This is a genomic window from Massilia suwonensis, assembly GCF_042655665.1.
In the GTDB taxonomy this organism is placed as follows: domain Bacteria; phylum Pseudomonadota; class Gammaproteobacteria; order Burkholderiales; family Burkholderiaceae_D; genus Telluria; species Telluria suwonensis.
Window position 1 is genome coordinate 142,504 of sequence record NZ_JBHSMR010000013.1, and the last position, 17,154, is coordinate 159,657.

A 17,154-nucleotide genomic window follows, 5' to 3' on the forward strand; every position below is an offset into this window, starting at 1 on the left:
GGTCAAGTCTCCTCGAGCGACAGCGCGAACGCGTCCAGCGCCTCCAGTACCGCATCGGGCTGTTCGCTCATCAGCGAATGGCCGGCGTCGACCTGCACCACCTTGCCGTGTTTGATGCCGCCGGTCAGGACCTTGGTCGAGCGCGCCGGCGTCATCATGTCCTTGCTGCCGAAGATGAAGAGTGTCGGACAGCGCACGGCGGCCGCTGCCGCTTCGCCATTGGCGTACGCGTTACAGGCCGAGAAATCGGTGTAGAACAGCTGGTCCGGATTCAGCGCCGACATGCGCTGCATCAGCCGGCGCGCGCCGCCCATCACGGAAAAGCCTGGCGCCGGGCTTGACGGTTTGTGGGCGATGCTCGAGTGCGACCAGATGTTGACCATGTCGATCGCCGCGCCCTCGTCGTCGCGCGCGGTGGCGAGCAGGGCGTCCGAGACCTTCATCGGGTAGGTCGTGCCGAGCATGGCCAGCGCGCGCACCTTGGCGGGCGCGCGCAGCGAAGCTTCCAGCGCGACGAGCGACCCCATGCTGTGGCCGGCCAGGATCGCCTTGCGTACGCCGGCGGCGTCGAGCAGCGCCAGCAGCCAGTCGGCCATCTGCTCGACGCTGGCCAGCGCCGGACCGCTGCTGCGGCCATGTCCCGGCAGGTCCACGGCCAGCACGCCGTAGCCGTGGTGCGCGAACCAGCGCGACTGCAGGCCCCAGACCGAGTGGTCGTTCTGGGCGCCGTGGATGAAGACGATGGTCGGCAGCAGCGGGTCGAAGCGCTTGCCGCCGCTGTAGGCATAGGCCTGTTTTCCCTGGATCTCGAGCTGCATCTCAGGCTCCCTTCTGCGCGGCCTTGAGCGCGCGGCCCAGGTCTTCGATCAGGTCGTCGGCATCTTCGAGGCCGACCGAGAGGCGCATCGTGCCCTCGGTGATGCCGCTCGCGGCCAGCTGGTCCACCGGCACGCGGAAGTGGGTGGTCGAGGCCGGATGGATGACCAGCGACTTGGCGTCGCCGACGTTGGCCAGGTGCGAGAACACTTTCAGACTGTCGACGAAACGGCGGCCGGCCGCGCGGTCGCCCTTCAGCGCAAAGGTGAACACGGCGCCGCAGCCTTTCGGCAGCAGTTGTGCGGCGAGGGCATGATCCGGATGGCTGTCGAGCTCCGGATAGGAGACCGAGTCGACCGCCGGATGCGACAGCAGGAATTCGATCACGCGGCGCGTGTTGCTTACATGGCGTTCCATGCGCAGGCCCAGGGTCTCGATGCCCTGCAGGATGGCGAAGGCGTTGTGCGGGCTCATGGCCGCGCCGAAGTCGCGCAGGCCTTCGCGCCGCGCGCGCAGCGCGAAGGCGCCGACGCTGGACTCCTCGGCGAACACCATGCCGTGGAAGCCTTCATACGGTTCGCACAGCTCGGCGAAGCGGCCGGTCCGGTCATAGGCGCGCTGCCAGTCGAAGGTGCCGCCGTCGACCAGCAGGCCGCCGATCGCCGTGCCGTGCCCGCACAGGAACTTGGTGGCCGAGTGGAAGACAAGGTCGGCGCCATGTTCGAAAGGCTGCAGCAAATACGGCGTGGTGAAGGTCGAATCGACCATCAGCGGCAGGTCGTGCTCGTGGGCCAGCGCGGCGATGCGCGGGATGTCGAGCACGTCCAGGCCCGGATTGCCCAGGGTTTCGCCGAACAGGACCTTGGTTTCGGGGCGGATCGCGGCGCGCCAGGCGTCGATGTCGCGCGGGTCCACGAAGGTGGTCTCGATGCCGAAGCGTTTGAGGGTGTAGCCCAGCAGGTTGTGCGAGCCGCCGTAGAGGGCCCGCGAGGCGACGATGTGCGAACCGGCGCCGGCAATCGTCGACAGGCCGAGGAACATCGCCGCCTGGCCGCTTGCAGTGGCGATGCCGGCGACGCCGCCTTCCAGGGCCGCGATGCGTTCTTCCAGCACCGCGTTGGTCGGGTTCGAGATGCGCGAGTAGACGTGGCCGCTGCGCTCCATGTTGAACAGCGAGGCGGCGTGGTCGGAATCGCGGAAAGCGAAGGAGGAAGTGAAATGGATCGGCGTGGCGCGTGCGCCCGTGGCCGGGTCGATTGCCGCGCCCGCGTGCAGCGACAGGGTGTCGAAGCCCGGGTAGTGTGGACCGCTCATGGATGTCTCGTCGATAAATAATTATGGGCGGAATCGTAGCATTCTTTGCGCAGCGCGCGAACGGCTGAGCGGTCCTTTCCCACGTTGCTGGATTTTCTGATAGCCTTAGGCTACATTCGTGTTATGCCTTAGACAAAGAAATCGACTAGTGAATATTCCAACAGAAGCCGGGGTGGCTAATATGAAAGTTTCAGAAATCCTGCAGGTGAAGGGCAACATCCTCTACACGGTGACCCCTGAAACCCTGCTCGCCGACGCGGTCAACACGATGTCGGAAAAGGACATCGGTTCCCTGGTGGTCATGGAGTATGGCGACCTGGTCGGCATGCTGACTTTCCGCGAAGTGATCAAGGTGCTGCACTCGAACGGCGGCGCGCTGGGCGCGGGCACCGTGCGCAAGCACATGGACGAGGCGCCGATCACGGTCACCCCCGAAACCGAAGTCAACGAGGTGCGCCGCATGATGCTGGAAAAGCATGCGCGCTACCTGCCGGTGATGGATGCCAAGACGCTGCTGGGCGTGATTTCGTTCTACGACGTCGCGCGCGCGGTGCTGGAGGCGCAGAGCTTCGAGAACCGGATGCTCAAGGCGTATATCCGGGATTGGCCGGCGGAGCAGGCGGCTGAGGACTGAGTAGCGGGCCTGCTTGGTGGGCTCGGGGCGCCCACCCTACGGCTGTTGAACGCGTGGGCGGGAGATCCGCTTGCCCTACGATTGTGCCTGCTGTAGGGTGGGCGCCCTGAGCCCACCAAGCGTCGCACATCAGGCGGCGTCGCTGAGACCCTGCGTCGCCAGCCACTCCAATAAGCCCTGCGGCGACAGCGGCCGCGCGAACAGGTAGCCCTGCGCCAGCGGACAGCCCAGCGCGTGCAGGATCTGCGCCTGGCGCTCGTCTTCCACCCCTTCCGCGATCACCGACAGGCCCAGGTTGCGCCCGAGCTGGATGATCATCTGGGCGATGCTGCTGCCGCGCGCCGAGCCGGTGATCTCGCTCACAAAAGCGCGGTCGATCTTCAGGCGGTCCACGTTCAGGCGCTGCAAGTGCGACAGCGACGAGAAGCCGGTGCCGAAGTCGTCGATCGCGATCGACACGCCGGTGCGCTTGACCTGGGCCAGCATCTCGGCCAGCAGTTGCGGCTCTTCCATCGCCATCGATTCCGTGATCTCGAGCTCGATGTATTCGGGCGGCGCGCCGGTCTCGCGCAAGGCGTCGCGCAGCACGTCCACGAAGCGCGGATGGCGGAACTGGGCCTGCGAGACGTTGATCGACATCGTGAAGTCCATATGGCCGGCGCCGCGCAGGCGCATCAGTTCCGCGCAGGCTTCGCGCAGCACCCAGGCGCCGATCTCGACGATCAGGCCCGAGTATTCGGCGATCGGGATGAAGCGGTCCGGCGGCACCATGGTGCCGTCCTGCATGCGCCAGCGCAGCAGGGCTTCGGCGCCAAACGGGCGCTTGGTGGCGAGGTCCACCTGCGGCTGGTAGGCGAGGAAGAGTTCGCCGCGGCGCACGCCGCTCCTGAGCGCGTGCATCAGGCGCACGCGCTCGCGGATCTCGACGCCCATACCGCGCGAAAAATAGAAATGGCCGCCGCGCTGCTGCGATTTCGCGCGTTTCAGCGCGATGTCGGCGTCCTTGAGCGCATCGGCGCCGCTGCCGTCGTGTTCGCCCAGGCGCACCAGGCCCAGGGTGCTCGAGACCTGCAGGTCCTGGCCGTCGAGCGAGAAGGGCGCCGCGAACAGTGCGTGGATCGCGTCCGGCGTATTCAGGCTGCCCATGCCGAGCACGGCGAAGATGTCGCCGCCGATGCGCGCCACCTTCAGGCGCGGATCGAGCTGGCTTTGCAGGCGCTGGGCCACCGTCACCAGCAGCTGGTCGCCGAACCCGTGGCCGAGGGCGTCGTTGATCTCGGCGAAGTGGTCGAGGTCGACGAGAGTCAGGGTCGTATCCAGTCCGCCTTCGTTGGCGACCGCCGCGTCCAGGTCCTCGACCAGTTGGGTGCGGTTCGGCAGGCCGGTGAGCTGGTCGAAGAAGGCGGCGTTGTTCAGGCGTCCGACCAGTTCGAGGTTGTCGAGGCTGACCGAGACCACGCTGGTGAAGACGTGCAGCAGGCGCTTGTTGCCGTCGCCGACAGGGCGCGCCAGGGGCAGGGCGGCGGCGAAGTCGCGGCCCGATTTGCCGGGGAAGTAGAGCGCCAGGCAGGTCGGGTTGAATTCGGAGCGCCGCCCGGCGAGGGCGCGCGTGACGGCGCCGCCGAGCAGGCCGTGCTGCGTCAGGTCGAGCAGGCGCTGCTCGAGTTCGAGTCCGCTGCCGGCGCCGCCGAGGACACGCAGCCCGCCGCCTTCGCGCGCGCACAGCACGCCGCCGGCTTCCTGGCCGAGCAGGGCGGCCGCCTGTTGCAGCACCGAGCGGGCGACGTCGCGCGCGCCGTGCAGGCGCATCAGTTCGGTGCCCGCACGGACGATGCGCTCCAGGCCCGCGCGGCCCACGCCCAGCGCGTGCAGCTGCTGGTAGGCGCGCACGGCGGCGGCCACCGTCGTATACAGCTTGGTGCGGGTCAGTTCCGACTTGGTGCGGTAATCGTTGATGTCGAGGTCGCGGATCGCTTCCATCTCGGGCGTGTAGCCCGGCTGGCCGGTACGCAGGATGATGCGCACGTCGGTCATGCCGAGCGTCTCGCGCACGTGGCGCACCAGGTGCAGGCCGGCGTCGGGCTGCTCCATGACGACGTCGAGCAGGATGACGGCGATGTCGGGTTCGCGCGCCAGCAGGGCGCGTGCATCCTCGGCCGAATAGGCGTGCAGGAATTCGAGCGGACGGTCCTGGATTTCGAGCCCGGCAAGGGCGAAAGTGGTGGTCGAATGGACGTCGGCGTCGTCGTCGACGACCAGGATGCGCCAGGCCGGCGCGTCCGACCGCCCGCCGCGCGCGCCCGGCAGCGGCGCCTCGTCCAGGAAAACCAGGTCGTCGTGCGCAGGCAGGGCGACACCGGGCGACATCGATGCGGGCATTATTGTTGCGTCTCCAAGTTCAGGCTCGGCGGTTCATTCGAATGGAGTATAACGGACATTATTCAATGCGGGCGGCCAAAAGTTGTGCTTGAAGGAAAATTTATATCCGTCAGGCAACAGTTTTAAGCCTGCAGGAGGAAAAAGGGGCCCGCCCGCCGATGTCTGCGCGGGCTGGTAGAATGATCTTTTTCGCACCTTTCGCCTACGTCTATGTCTGGTAATTCCTTCGGTAAGCTGTTTTCCGTCACCACTTTCGGCGAATCGCACGGTCCCGCGATCGGCTGCGTCATCGATGGCTGCCCGCCGGGCATGGCGCTCAGCGAAGCCGACATCCAGGGCGACCTCGACCGCCGCAAGCCCGGCACCTCGCGCCACGTGACGCAGCGCCAGGAAGCGGACCGGGTGCAGATCCTGTCGGGCGTGTACGAGGGCGTCACCACCGGCACCCCGATCGCGCTCCTGATCCCGAACGAAGACCAGCGCAGCAAGGACTACGGCAACATCGCCGAGACCTTCCGTCCCGGCCATGCCGACTATACCTACTGGCACAAATACGGCGTGCGCGATCCGCGCGGCGGCGGCCGCTCCTCGGCTCGCCTGACCGCGCCGGTGGTCGGCGCCGGCGCGGTGGCCAAGAAATGGCTGCGCGAACGCTACGGCGTCAAGTTCATGGGCTGCATGCGCCAGCTGGGCGAGATCGCCATTCCCTTCGAAGGCTGGGAGCACGTGGCCAACAATCCCTTCTTTGCCGCGACCGGCGACGCGGCGCTGCTGGCGCGCATGGAAAGCTACATGGACGAGCTGCGCCGCGCCGGCGATTCGATCGGCGCGCGCATCGACGTGGTCGCGACCGGCGTGCCGGTGGGCCTGGGCCAGCCGATCTACGACAAGCTCGATGCCGACATCGCCTACGCGATGATGGGGATTAACGCGGTCAAGGGCGTGGAGATCGGCGCCGGCTTCGCGTCGGTGGCGCAGAAGGGTTCGGAACACGGCGACGAACTGACGCCCGAAGGTTTTGTCGGCAACCAGGCCGGCGGCGTGCTGGGCGGGATCTCGACCGGGCAGGACATCACGGTCTCGCTGGCGATCAAGCCGACGTCCTCGATCCGGGTGCCGCGCCGTTCGATCGATAAGGCGGGCGTGCCTGCCATGGTCGAGACCTTCGGGCGCCACGATCCGTGCGTGGGCATTCGCGCGACGCCGATTGCGGAAGCGATGCTGGCGCTGGTGCTGATCGATCACGCGTTGATGCATCGTGCGCAGTGCGGGGATGTGCGGGTCGACACACCGCGCATTTAATTTCGTAGGGTGGGCACTCCGTGCCCACCCTACAAAATCAGGCTTTGCTCGCTGCCGCCAGCTCGGCCTGCGTACGCCGCTCGATCGCCCGCACCACCAGCGTCCGCAAATCGTTCAACAGCGAGAACTCCGTCTGGCTCAGGCTGATCGACGGGAAGGTATCGTCCCAGTCGCCATAGATGAAGCCGACCGGCTGGCCGTTCAGGCACAGCGGCACGACGACGAAGCAGCGTGCCTCGGACAGGGTGCCGCGCCACCAGCCGGGCAGCTTGGCGGCGAAGTTCGGGTCGCGCGCATTCTCGATGAAGATCACGCGGTCGCTGGTGAGCGCCGCATGGAACACGTCGGGACCGTAGGCGTCGTCGAAACTCAGGTTCGGGATCAGGCCCTTGCTGCCCTCGCCGAAACCCATGCGCGCCAGGTACTTGCCTTCGCGCCGGTTGCGCAGGAAAGCGAATGCGCGCGTAAACGACAGGCCCTGGAAGATGGTTTCCAGCGCCATCGACATCATCTGGCCCGGATTGACCGCGACGCCGGCGTCGCGCATGTCGGCCGCGCCGCTCATCAGGATGCGGTTGCCGGCCTCGCGCTTGCGGGCGATGGTCTCGACCCGCATTTGCTCGATTCGCTGTTTTTCCTGCGGCTTGGCCAGCGGCGCGATCGTCAGGTCGGCCTGTGCCTCCGTCCTGGCCTTGTCGATCGCGGCCAGCATCTGCTGCGGCGCCACGCCCAGCATCGGCGCGAAGGCCTCGGCCAGTTCGGCCACCTGGGCCGCGCCCGCTTCGTCGTCGTTCCAGAGCGAATTGGCGCAGCGCGTCGACATGGTGCCGAGTGCCGCCAGCCAGTCGTCGTGGCCGAAGCCTTCCTCGCGTTCGCCCGGCTCCAGCGTGCGCATGCCGGCCACGAGGTTGCGCGGCAGGCCCCAGTGCTCGGCGGTCGCGCGGCCCAGGGCCTCGAGCGAGAGCCCGAGCACCAGTTCGGCGGCCGCGTGCTCGTTGCCGGCGCCGCCGATCTCCTGCATGCGCGCCCAGCGCTCCGGCATGTAGAAGGTGACCATCATGCGGCCCAGCGAATGCAGGATCGAGCACACCACGGCTTCCTCGGGATCGCGCGTGGCGGCGCTGGCGGCCACCTGCTGGGCCACCATCCCGGCCAGCACGGCCTTTTCCATTTCGACGTGGGCCAGCGCCGAATCCGGCGTGCTTTTCGACAGTTCCTCGATCAATTTGAGGCCCAGGGCCAGGTGGCCGATCGCCTCAGTGCCCAGCACCAGCACGGCTTTCGAGACCGTGTTGATGCGCTGGCCGAAGGCCGAGTACATGCCGCTGTTGGCCAGGCGCAGGACCTTCTGGGTCAGGACCGGATCCGACAGCACGGTCTGCGTCATCGAGAATTCGCGCTCGTCCTCGCCGCGCATCGAGGCCAGGATGGCGTTGATGGCGCGCGTGAAGCCGGGCATGTCGCCCTGGCGCCGGATGCGTTCCCACAGCAGGTCGAGGGTGGCGCCGGCCCGCGGCGCGGGTTCGTGTAGGGATGATGCGGTCATGGTGTGCGGGCTGCTCGTTCGGGCGGCAGCAAGGCCGTGTAATGGTTGTCCTGCAGGGCGGCGAGCGCGACGTGCGCCGGCATCGGTTTGCCGGTCAGGTAGCCCTGGATGTAGCGGCAGTCGCGCGCCGAGAGCCAGGCCATCTGTTCCTCGGTCTCGACGCCTTCGGCCACCACCGACAGGTCGAGGTGGCGCGCCATGTCGAGCACGGCGCTGCAGATCGCCGCTTCCTTCTGCGCTTCCGGCAGGTCTTTCACGAAGGCGCGGTCGACTTTGAGCACCGAGATCGGGAAGCGCTTCAGGTAGGCCAGCGAGGAGTAGCCGGTGCCGAAGTCGTCGATCGCGATGCGCGCGCCGCGCTCCGACATTTTGCCCAGGATGGTTTCCGCGTGCTGCGGGTCGACCATCAGCGTGCCTTCCGTGATTTCGAGCACGAGCTTGCGCCCGTCCAGGCTTGATAAGGCCAGCGCCTCGTCCAGCACGCCGAGGAACTTGTCGCTCCTGAACTGGCGCGGGCTGATGTTGACCGAGATGTAGAGATCGCGCTTGGCCGCTTCCTCGAACTGCTGCAGCTGGGCGCAGGCAGCCTTCAGGGCCCAGGCGCCGAGCATGTTGATCAGGCCATTGGTCTCGGCGATCGGGATGAAGCGCACCGGCGGCACCATGCCCAGGGTCGGGTGCTTCCAGCGCATCAGGGTCTCGAAGCCTTCGATCAGGCGCGTGCGCGCGTCGACGATCGGCTGGTAGTAGAGCAGGAACTCGCCTTCGCGCACGGCCGAGAACATGGCCGCTTCGAGCGAGATGTCGTGCTGCGGCGGACCCTGTTCGCGCGCGCTGTAGACCAGGGCGCGGCCCTTGCCGGTTTCCTTGGCGCGGATCAGGGCTGCGTCGGCCAGCGCCAGCAGGCCGTGGTCGTCCTCGGCATGCTGCGGATAGAGCGCGACGCCAACCGAGGCGCCGAGGTAGATCGTGTGGCCCTCGTGCTCGAAGGGCGACTGCAGGGTCGCCAGCAGGCGCCCGGTGACGAGCTTGATCTGGGCTTCGCTGGCGGTGCCGGGCAGGACCACGACGAATTCGTCGCCGCCCACCCGCGCCAGCGTATCGCTGTCGCGCATCGCACGGCGCAGCCGGCCGGCGGCCTGGCACAGCACGGCGTCGCCGACCGCATGGCCGAGCGCATCGTTCACTTTCTTGAAGCCGTCGATGCCGATCGTGGCCACCGCGAAGCCCTGGCCCGAGCGGCGCGCATTGGCGATCACCATGCGGATGCGATCGGCCAAGAGCAGGCGGTTCGGCAGCTCGGTCAGGGCGTCGTGGGTGGCGATGTGGCGCAGGCGTTCTTCAGTCGCGTGCTGGGCGCTCATGTCGCGCCCGACGACCAGCAGGCTGTCGTAGGCGCCGAGCGGGGCGATGCGCAGCTCGAAAGGGATCTCGCGGTCCAGGCAGCGCAGCCGTGCGCGCACCAGCACCGGTTCGCCGGCCGCGTGGACGTCGGCGATCGCGGTGCGCAGCCCGGCGCCGTCGGCCTGGTGGACCAGCTCGGCCAGCAGCATGCCCTCGACCGCGCCCGGCAGGCCGAGCAGACGCAGGGTGCGGCGGCTGGCGCTGCGGATCTCGCCGCTGGGGGCGATACGGAACGCGCAATCGCCCGCTGCTTCCATCAGCGTGTCGGTGCCGTGCGCCGGCGCGGCGGCGGGAGGTGAGCGCATCGTTGAAATATCTGCCTTATTGCTGGCACCTGGGACAGGTGAACCCTGGGAGTTTAACAAACCACAAGGAACTTTATCACCGAAAAATTCCGAGGGGCATTAAAAAACATCGGCAGCCACAGCTCGTTTCGCTTCGTTTGCGTTACCGCAGTGGTGTCTTGCCTGACGCGGCGCTTTGCGCTAGCCTCTTGACGGATCGTTAACAAGCATTGTCAAAACAGGATCTGCCATTGTCCCCGATGCGTGGTGGCCGAGAAAGCACAGTCGTGCATTTCGATGCTTTTGCGCAACATTATAGACCGGATGGCCATAGCCAGCGAGGAGCCGCGATGAATTCCTTCGATACGCACGACGTCTTCAACCAGGCGCCGCCTTTTGCCGACGTCAACCTGCTGCGCTGCGACCCGGCGCTGCGCGAGGGCCTGGAGCGCGAAGGCGCAAGCTGGGCACTCGAGCGGCTCGACGTCCTTGGGGCACGCCTGGGCCGGGCCGAGGTGCTCGACCTGGCGCGCCTGGCCAACAGCAACGGCCCGCGCCTGGTCGCTTTCGACCGCAGCGGCCGGCGCGTCGACGAAGTGGAGTTCCATCCGGCCTGGCACGAACTGATGGCCATGATGATCGGAGAGGGCGCCCATTCCGCGCCCTGGGTCGATCCGCGTCCCGGCGCCCAGGTCGCGCGCGCCGGCGCCTACCTGCTGTTCGGGCAAGTCGAAAACGGCGCCCAGTGCCCTGTGACGATGACCTATGCCGCGGTGCCGGCGCTGCGCCATGCGCCGCGCATCGCCGAGCGCTGGCTGCCGAAGATCCTGTCCAACGAATACGACCCGCGTTCGCTGCCGGTCGAGCACAAGCGCGGCGCCCTGATCGGCATGGGCATGACGGAGAAGCAGGGCGGCACCGACGTGCGCGCCAACACCACGCGCGCCGTCGAGATGCTGCCGGGCGAGGCCAGGGAGCGCCTGGGCGCGGAGGGCGAGGGCGCCTGGCGCATCGTCGGCCACAAGTGGTTCTTCTCGGCGCCGCAGTCGGATGCGCACCTGATCCTGGCCCAGACCGACGAGGCGGGCAGCGCCGGCGGATCGCCGCCCGGCCTGTCGTGCTTCTTCGTGCCGCGCTACCTGCCCGACGGCAGCCGCAACGCGATCCGCGTGCAGCGCCTGAAGGACAAGCTCGGCAACCGCTCGAACGCCTCGTCCGAGGTCGAGTTCTGCGACGCCATCGGCTGGCTGGTCGGCCCGGTCGGGCGCGGCATCCCGACCATCCTCGAGATGGGCAGCCACACGCGCCTGGATTGCGTGGTCGGCAGCGCCGGCATCATGCGCGCGGCGCTGTGCCATGCGCTCAACCACGCGCGCGGCCGCGCCGCCTTCGGCAGGCCGCTGGCGCAGCAGCCGCTGATGCGCAACGTGCTGGCCGACCTGGCGCTGGAATCGGAGGCGGCCACCGCGTTTGCCCTGCGCCTGGCGCGCTGTTTCGACAATCCGGACGATCCGATGGAGGCCGCGCTGGGCCGCATCCTGACCCCGGCCGGCAAGTACTGGCTATGCAAGCGCGGCCCGGCCTTTGGCGCCGAGGCGATGGAAGTCATGGGCGGCAACGGCTATGTCGAGGACGGCCCGCTGGCGCGCCTGTACCGCGAATTCCCCGTCAATTCGATCTGGGAAGGGTCCGGCAACGTGATGTGCCTGGACGTGCTGCGCGCCCTCGGCAAGGCGCCCGAGGCCGCGCGCGCGGCTTTGACGGCCGAGCTGGCGCCGGCGGCTCATCGTGACGCCCGCTTCGCACGCTACGTCGAAGCGCTCGGGCAGGAGATGCTGAACACGGACGAAGCCGGCGCGCGCTGCCTGGCCGAGCGGCTGGTGATCGCGGTGCAGGGCGCGCTGCTGATCCAGCATGCCCCAAGCTTCGTGTCCGAGGCCTTCGTCGCCTCGCGCATCGCGCAGGACGTGGGCGGCGCCTTCGGCCGGCTGCCTTCGAACCTCGACTTCGAGGCCATCCTGGAACGGGCACTGATGGTCTAGCATGAACTTTCTACAGCCGGAGCGCGACAAAACCGCCCGCACTTGCGATAATGGCAGGTTACGAGCACCGCTCCCCGCATCAACCGAAGAACATCTCCTATGTCGACCATGAAACAAGACCCGCGCTTCCCCAGCCTCTACATCCTGAACCACCCGCTGATCCAGCACAAGCTGTCGCACATGCGCGAGCACGACACCTCGACCCGCACCTTCCGCGAGCTGCTCAAGGAGATCACGCTGCTGATGGGCTACGAGATCACGCGCGACCTGCCGCTGACCACGCGTCCGATCCAGACCCCGCTGGTCACCATCGACGCGCCGGTCATCGCAGGCAAGAAGCTGGCGATCGTGCCGATCCTGCGCGCCGGCATCGGCATGAGCGACGGCCTGCTTGAGCTGGTGCCGTCGGCGCGCGTGGGCCACATCGGCGTCTACCGCGACCCCGACACCCACGAGCCGGTCGAGTACCTGGTGCGCCTGCCGGACACCTCGGAACGCACCTTTATCCTGTGCGACCCGATGGTCGCGACCGGTAACTCCGCCGTGCACGCGGTCGACGTGCTGAAAAAACGCGGCGTGCGCGACGACCAGATCATCTTCCTGGCCCTGGTCGCGGCGCCCGAAGGCGTGAAGGTCTTCCACGATGCGCATCCGAACGTGAAGCTCTACGTCGCCTCGCTCGACTCGCACCTGAACGAGCACGCCTACATCGTGCCTGGCCTGGGCGACGCCGGCGACCGCATCTTCGGTACGAAATAAGTGCCGGGGCCGGTGGATGCGGACTTCTTTGTCCGCTTGACGCAGGCGAACGCGGAGTTTCGCGCCGGCCTGCCGGACACGCTGCGGCGCCTCGGCCAGGCGGGCGCCGGCTTCGATCCGGTCGCGCCCAGCGCCGCGCTGGCGGCCGAGCTGCAGTCGCTGTTGCATGCGCTGGCAGGCGCCGCCGTCACCTTTGGCTTTCGCGAGCTGGGGCAGGGCGCGCGCGCGCTCGAGCAGCGCCTGCGCGTGCTGACCGCCTTCGAACACGTGGGCGCCGACGACTGGCGCGCATTGCTGGCCTCACTGGACGATTTTGTCCGCGGCGGTTTGGCTGCGCCTCAGCCCGCTTATCACAGCGCCGCCTTTTCGCTGTTGCCCTGAATTAAAAGTCTAGCGTCGAGCCGTTTGATCCAGCGCAAACTTGATCAGCTTCGATGACCTATATTCTCACTGTGCCGATGCAATTCGGAGCCCTGTAACAAGCGCTAAATAGTTGGTGAAAGGCATTGTTACGCGCCCTCTGTTTTTATTTTGCGAAAACTGCTTGTAGGCTGTTTTATTCGGTATAATACGGGATCGTTGGGTTCGAGCTAGTAGTGCAGTCTGTCTGTCATTTCTTTCTTGCTTCTTCAAACGATCATAAACGGGCGCAAGCCCACTTAACTGAAATAGGAAATTGTAATGGCAACTGGCATCGTTAAATGGTTCAATGACTCGAAGGGCTTCGGCTTCATCACCCCTGATGAAGGCGGCGAAGATCTGTTCGCGCACTTCTCGGCTATCCAGAGCCAAGGCTTCAAGTCCCTGCAAGAGAACCAGCGCGTCTCGTTCGACGTGACCTCGGGTCCTAAGGGCAAACAAGCATCGAACATCCAGCCGCTGTAATTTCAGCCGCTGTATTACGATGAAAAAATCCTCGGCATGCCGGGGATTTTTTTTCGCCTGTCGTTTCCGGACAGCACTGTCCACTTGTGCCCGATCAGGCTTCCACGCCCGTTTCGCTTTCCGCACGCCAATAATCAGGCTGCGCATAAGCGCGCCGCAGGAAATCGACGAAGGCACGTATCCTCAGCGGTAAATGCCGCCGCTGAGCAAATACCGCATAAATATCGTTGCCCGGCGCCGCATACGCGTCCAGCACCGTCACCAGTTTCCCCGCCTCGATCTGCGCGCCGACTTCCCACATCGAGCGCCAGGCCAGTCCCTTGCCGTCCAGCGCCCAGTCGAGCAGCACTTCGCCGTCGTTGCACACCATATTGCCGGCCACCTTCAGGGTCACCATCTTCTGGTGGTCGCGAAAGCTCCAGCCGCGCTGGCTGCCTTCGCTGCTGATGGCCAGGCAGTTGTGGCGGGAAAGGTCGGCCAGTGTACGCGGCGTGCCGTGACGCTTTAGGTAGCCGGGGCTTGCGACCACCACGCGCGCGTTGTCGGCCAGTTTGACGCCCACGAGGTTCGAGTCGCCCAGGCTGGCGATGCGGATCGCCACGTCGACGCCTTCGCCGACCACGTCCACCACGCGGTCGTTCAGGTTCAGGTTGACCGTCACGTCGCGGTGCTCGGCCAGGAAAGAGGGGAGCAGGGGAGCCACATGGCGCCGTCCGAAGCCGGCCGGGGCCGAGACCAGCAGGTGGCCCTTGGCATGCGCGCTGCGCTCCGATACCGCGGCTTCCGCTTCGTCCATCTCGGCCAGGATGCGCTGGCAATCCTCGAGAAAGGCCGCGCCTTCGTCGGTGAGGGCCAGGCGCCGCGTGGTCCGCTGCAGCAGTTTTACCCCTAGCCGCGCTTCCAGCGCATCGAGCCGGCGTCCGATCATGGCCGGCGCGATGCCTTCGGCGCGTGCCGCCGCCGACAGGCTGCCCCGCGCAACGACCTCGACGAAGGTAGAGATTTCCCTGAATTTGCCCACGCCGCTCCTTGGTTGACCTGTGACTTTTACGCACAAATGAAATGCATTAATGTATCGTTCAGCTACTTTCTGTTGAATATACTTGATGATATGACAAACGCCAAGCTGCCCTATACTGGCGTCGAACACAGGATTCCCACCTACCCAAGGAGCACCACATGAGCATCGCCACCCCGCAAGGCCTGGAAATCACGGCCGAGATCAAGCCCGGCTTCGAACAGATCCTCACCCCCGAGGCGCTCGAACTGGTCGCGATGCTGACCCGCCAGTTCGAGCCGCGCCGCCAGGAACTGCTGGCCGCCCGCGTCGAACGCGCCAGGCGCCTGGACGCCGGCGAGCGTCCGGACTTCCTGGCCGAGACCGCCCACATCCGCAATGGCGACTGGAAAATCTCCCCGATCCCGCAGGCACTCGAATGCCGCCGCGTGGAGATCACCGGCCCGGTCGAGCGCAAGATGGTCATCAATGCCCTGAACTCGGGCGCCGACAGCTACATGACCGACTTCGAGGATTCGAACGCGCCGAACTGGGACAACCAGATCACCGGCCAGATCAACATGCGCGACGCCGTGCGCCGCACGATTGCGCTCGAGCAGAACGGCAAGACCTACAAGCTGAACGACAAGGTCGCGACCCTGGTCGTGCGTCCCCGCGGCTGGCACCTGGACGAGAAGCACGTGCTGGTCGACGGCAAGCGCATCTCGGGCGGCATCTTCGACTTCGCCCTGTTCATGTTCCACAACGCCAAGGAGCAGCTCGCGCGCGGCGCCGGACCCTACTTCTACCTGCCGAAGATGGAATCGCACCTGGAGGCGCGCCTCTGGAACGACATCTTCGTCGCCACCCAGGAAGCGCTCGGCCTGCCGCGCGGCACCATCAAGGCGACCGTGCTGATCGAGACCATCCTGGCCGCCTTCGAGATGGACGAGATCCTGTACGAGCTGCGCGAACACAGCGCCGGCCTGAATGCGGGCCGCTGGGACTACATCTTCTCCTGCATCAAGAAGTTCAAGCTGGACAAGAACTTCTGCCTGGCCGACCGCCCGAAGGTGACGATGACCTCGCCCTTTATGCGTGCTTATGCGCTGCTGCTGCTGAAGACCTGCCACAAGCGCGGCGCGCCGGCGATCGGCGGCATGTCGGCCCTGATCCCGATCAAGAACGATCCGGAGAAGAACGAGGTCGCGATGGGCGGCGTGCGCAGCGACAAGGCGCGCGACGCCACCGATGGCTACGACGGCGGCTGGGTCGCGCACCCGGGCCTGGTCGAGCTGGCGATGACCGAGTTCACCAAGGTGCTGGGCGACAAGCCGAACCAGATCGAAAAGCAGCGCGACGACGTCGAGGTGACGGCCGCCCAGCTGCTCGACTTCCAGCCGGAGACGCCGATCACCGAAGCAGGGCTGCGCTACAACATCAACGTCGGCATCCACTACCTGGGCGCCTGGCTGGCCGGCAATGGCTGCGTGCCGATCCACAACCTGATGGAAGACGCGGCGACGGCCGAGATCAGCCGCTCGCAGGTCTGGCAGTGGATCCGCTCGCCGAAGGGCGTGCTGGAAGACGGCCGCAAGGTCACCGCCGAGATGGTGCGTGCGATGATTCCGGAAGAGCTGGCAAAGGCGAAAGAAGCGGCGCCGAACGGAGATAACCCGAGCTATGCCCGCGCTGCGCAAATCTTCGAGGAGATGTCGACCTCGGAACAGTTTGCGGAATTCCTGACGCTGCCGCTGTACGAAGAAATCTGAGTCACACAGGCATTGAACAAAGCGCCGTCATCGCGACGGCGCTTTTTTTGTGACCAGCCCAACTCGTGTCTCAGAAAAACGTAACTAACCAACGAAGGAAAGGCGTCAAACCGCAAAGCGCGGCTACGCACGCGCAACACCGAGCCGCCAGGGCCGGAGGGAGCGCGGTACCCGCATGAGGCTGGCTACGCCTGTTAAAACACGTTTTTCCATTCACGCAGGGCAGCGAACGCCTGCACCGGCGTAGCGCCTCCCGGCAATTTGCCGGCTGCAACCAGCGACGCGACTATCTCGGGTTCGCGACAACGCAGGAAGGGATTCGTGCTCCGTTCCAGCCCGATACTCGACGGCACCGTCGGCACGTCCTGCGCACGCTTCGCGCTCTCGTCGCGCACGCGCAGGGCCAGCGCCTCGTTGCCCGGCTCGACGGCTTGTGCGAAGCGCAGGTTGGCCAGCGTGTATTCGTGCGCGCAATAGACCTCGGTATCCTCGGGCAGCTTGGCCAGCTTCTCGAGCGAGGCCGCCATCTGCTCCGGCGTCCCCTCGAACAGGCGCCCGCAGCCGCCCGCGAACAGGGTGTCGCCGCAGAACAGCCAGTGCAGGCCCGGCGTCGTGCGTACGTAGGCGATGTGGCCGAGGGTGTGGCCGGGCACGTCCAGTACCGCGAATTCCAGCCCCAGCCCCGGCACGGCGATCCGGTCGCCCTCGCTCAAGGGATGGGTGACCGCGGCGATTCCGTCATTGCGCGGCCCGAATACAGGGACGTCGAAACGGCCCTGCAGGGCCGGCACGCCACCAATGTGGTCGTTATGGTGATGGGTGAGTAAAATGGCGGTAAGGGCCAGGCCGTGTTCTGCGAGGGCCTGGAAGATCGGGGCGGCGTCGCCGGGGTCGACCACGGCGGCGTTCGATCCGTCGTGGATCAGCCAAAGATAATTATCCTTGAACGCCGGCACGGTCAGGACACTCAAATCATTACGCGCGGCGTGTTCGCCGCTGGTATTTTGCTCAGTTTGCATA

General features: G+C 66.3%; 14 protein-coding genes. 7 read left to right on the forward strand and 7 right to left on the reverse strand.

From position 1 onward, the window contains the following. Window positions 1-2: 2 nt before the first annotated feature. Together ACFPQ5_RS08550 and ACFPQ5_RS08555 are read right to left on the reverse strand one after the other, a co-directional pair. Window positions 3-818 (reverse strand): alpha/beta fold hydrolase, encoded by an 816-nt coding sequence (locus ACFPQ5_RS08550; RefSeq protein WP_379753577.1) that lies wholly within the window; start codon window positions 816-818, stop codon window positions 3-5. Between the two features lies 1 nt (window position 819). After that, window positions 820-2,130: an O-acetylhomoserine aminocarboxypropyltransferase gene (locus ACFPQ5_RS08555; RefSeq protein WP_379753580.1), complete on the reverse strand. Its 1,311-nt coding sequence runs from the start codon at window positions 2,128-2,130 to the stop codon at window positions 820-822. Window positions 2,131-2,311: 181 nt separating this feature from the next. Here ACFPQ5_RS08555 and ACFPQ5_RS08560 point away from each other — a divergent pair, with 181 nt between their 5' ends. Continuing rightward, a complete protein-coding gene (locus ACFPQ5_RS08560; protein ID WP_379753583.1) occupies window positions 2,312-2,764 on the forward strand; it encodes a CBS domain-containing protein in 453 nt (150 codons plus the stop codon). Between the two features lie 129 nt (window positions 2,765-2,893). Here the strand turns inward: ACFPQ5_RS08560 and ACFPQ5_RS08565 are convergent, their stop codons facing one another. Further along, a complete protein-coding gene (locus ACFPQ5_RS08565) occupies window positions 2,894-5,143 on the reverse strand; it encodes a GGDEF/EAL domain-containing response regulator (RefSeq protein WP_379753586.1) in 2,250 nt (749 codons plus the stop codon). 210 nt (window positions 5,144-5,353) lie between these two features. On the opposite strand from ACFPQ5_RS08565, the gene aroC reads away from it, so the two are divergent. Continuing rightward, window positions 5,354-6,445 (forward strand): chorismate synthase, encoded by a 1,092-nt coding sequence (gene aroC, locus ACFPQ5_RS08570; protein WP_379753589.1) that lies wholly within the window; start codon window positions 5,354-5,356, stop codon window positions 6,443-6,445. A gap of 37 nt (window positions 6,446-6,482) precedes the next feature. Here aroC and ACFPQ5_RS08575 read toward each other — a convergent pair whose 3' ends face one another. Both ACFPQ5_RS08575 and ACFPQ5_RS08580 read right to left on the reverse strand, forming a co-directional pair. Then, the gene (locus ACFPQ5_RS08575; protein ID WP_379753592.1) at window positions 6,483-7,991 is read right to left on the reverse strand and encodes an HDOD domain-containing protein; all 1,509 of its coding nucleotides are present in this window, start codon (window positions 7,989-7,991) and stop codon (window positions 6,483-6,485) included. After that, window positions 7,988-9,700 carry a putative bifunctional diguanylate cyclase/phosphodiesterase gene (locus tag ACFPQ5_RS08580; RefSeq protein WP_379753595.1) on the reverse strand — a complete coding sequence of 571 codons (1,713 nt, stop codon included), beginning with the start codon at window positions 9,698-9,700 and terminating at the stop codon, window positions 7,988-7,990. Before ACFPQ5_RS08580 ends, ACFPQ5_RS08575 begins: the two co-directional genes overlap by 4 nt. 329 nt (window positions 9,701-10,029) lie before the next feature. Here ACFPQ5_RS08580 and ACFPQ5_RS08585 point away from each other — a divergent pair, with 329 nt between their 5' ends. The 4 genes from ACFPQ5_RS08585 (at window position 10,030) to ACFPQ5_RS08600 (ending at window position 13,365) form a co-directional block, all read left to right on the forward strand. Next, window positions 10,030-11,721, forward strand: coding sequence for an isovaleryl-CoA dehydrogenase (locus ACFPQ5_RS08585; protein ID WP_379753598.1), 1,692 nt, complete (start codon window positions 10,030-10,032; stop codon window positions 11,719-11,721). Between the two features lie 108 nt (window positions 11,722-11,829). Beyond that, window positions 11,830-12,480, forward strand: coding sequence for a uracil phosphoribosyltransferase (upp, locus tag ACFPQ5_RS08590; protein ID WP_136218429.1), 651 nt, complete (start codon window positions 11,830-11,832; stop codon window positions 12,478-12,480). A gap of 36 nt (window positions 12,481-12,516) precedes the next feature. Beyond that, window positions 12,517-12,861: an Hpt domain-containing protein gene (locus ACFPQ5_RS08595; protein ID WP_379753601.1), complete on the forward strand. Its 345-nt coding sequence runs from the start codon at window positions 12,517-12,519 to the stop codon at window positions 12,859-12,861. A gap of 300 nt (window positions 12,862-13,161) precedes the next feature. Continuing rightward, on the forward strand, window positions 13,162-13,365 hold the full coding sequence (locus tag ACFPQ5_RS08600) for a cold-shock protein (protein WP_036166698.1): 204 nt from the start codon (window positions 13,162-13,164) through the stop codon (window positions 13,363-13,365). A gap of 94 nt (window positions 13,366-13,459) precedes the next feature. Here the strand turns inward: ACFPQ5_RS08600 and ACFPQ5_RS08605 are convergent, their stop codons facing one another. Continuing rightward, window positions 13,460-14,386: a LysR family transcriptional regulator gene (locus ACFPQ5_RS08605; RefSeq protein ID WP_379753605.1), complete on the reverse strand. Its 927-nt coding sequence runs from the start codon at window positions 14,384-14,386 to the stop codon at window positions 13,460-13,462. A 158-nt stretch (window positions 14,387-14,544) separates the two neighbouring features. Between ACFPQ5_RS08605 and aceB the strand changes: the two genes are divergently transcribed. After that, window positions 14,545-16,134 (forward strand): malate synthase A, encoded by a 1,590-nt coding sequence (aceB, locus tag ACFPQ5_RS08610; protein ID WP_379753608.1) that lies wholly within the window; start codon window positions 14,545-14,547, stop codon window positions 16,132-16,134. Window positions 16,135-16,328: 194 nt separating this feature from the next. On the opposite strand, the gene gloB is transcribed toward aceB, so the two are convergent. Further along, window positions 16,329-17,153 (reverse strand): hydroxyacylglutathione hydrolase, encoded by an 825-nt coding sequence (gene gloB / locus ACFPQ5_RS08615; protein ID WP_379753611.1) that lies wholly within the window; start codon window positions 17,151-17,153, stop codon window positions 16,329-16,331. Window position 17,154 lies beyond the last annotated feature (1 nt).

Bases quoted from the DNA above. Each gene is read 5' to 3' on its own strand.
- aroC (WP_379753589.1), top strand. From the start codon at position 5,354: ATGTCTGGTAATTCCTTCGGTAAGCTGTTTTCCGTCACCACTTTCGGC.
- ACFPQ5_RS08600 (WP_036166698.1), top strand. From the start codon at position 13,162: ATGGCAACTGGCATCGTTAAATGGTTCAATGACTCGAAGGGCTTCGGC.
- ACFPQ5_RS08575 (WP_379753592.1), bottom strand. From the start codon at position 7,991: ATGACCGCATCATCCCTACACGAACCCGCGCCGCGGGCCGGCGCCACC.
- aceB (WP_379753608.1), top strand. From the start codon at position 14,545: ATGAGCATCGCCACCCCGCAAGGCCTGGAAATCACGGCCGAGATCAAG.
- ACFPQ5_RS08550 (WP_379753577.1), bottom strand. From the start codon at position 818: ATGCAGCTCGAGATCCAGGGAAAACAGGCCTATGCCTACAGCGGCGGC.
- ACFPQ5_RS08560 (WP_379753583.1), top strand. From the start codon at position 2,312: ATGAAAGTTTCAGAAATCCTGCAGGTGAAGGGCAACATCCTCTACACG.
- upp (WP_136218429.1), top strand. From the start codon at position 11,830: ATGAAACAAGACCCGCGCTTCCCCAGCCTCTACATCCTGAACCACCCG.
- ACFPQ5_RS08585 (WP_379753598.1), top strand. From the start codon at position 10,030: ATGAATTCCTTCGATACGCACGACGTCTTCAACCAGGCGCCGCCTTTT.
- ACFPQ5_RS08555 (WP_379753580.1), bottom strand. From the start codon at position 2,130: ATGAGCGGTCCACACTACCCGGGCTTCGACACCCTGTCGCTGCACGCG.
- gloB (WP_379753611.1), bottom strand. From the start codon at position 17,153: ATGCAAACTGAGCAAAATACCAGCGGCGAACACGCCGCGCGTAATGAT.
- ACFPQ5_RS08580 (WP_379753595.1), bottom strand. From the start codon at position 9,700: ATGCGCTCACCTCCCGCCGCCGCGCCGGCGCACGGCACCGACACGCTG.
- ACFPQ5_RS08565 (WP_379753586.1), bottom strand. From the start codon at position 5,143: ATGCCCGCATCGATGTCGCCCGGTGTCGCCCTGCCTGCGCACGACGAC.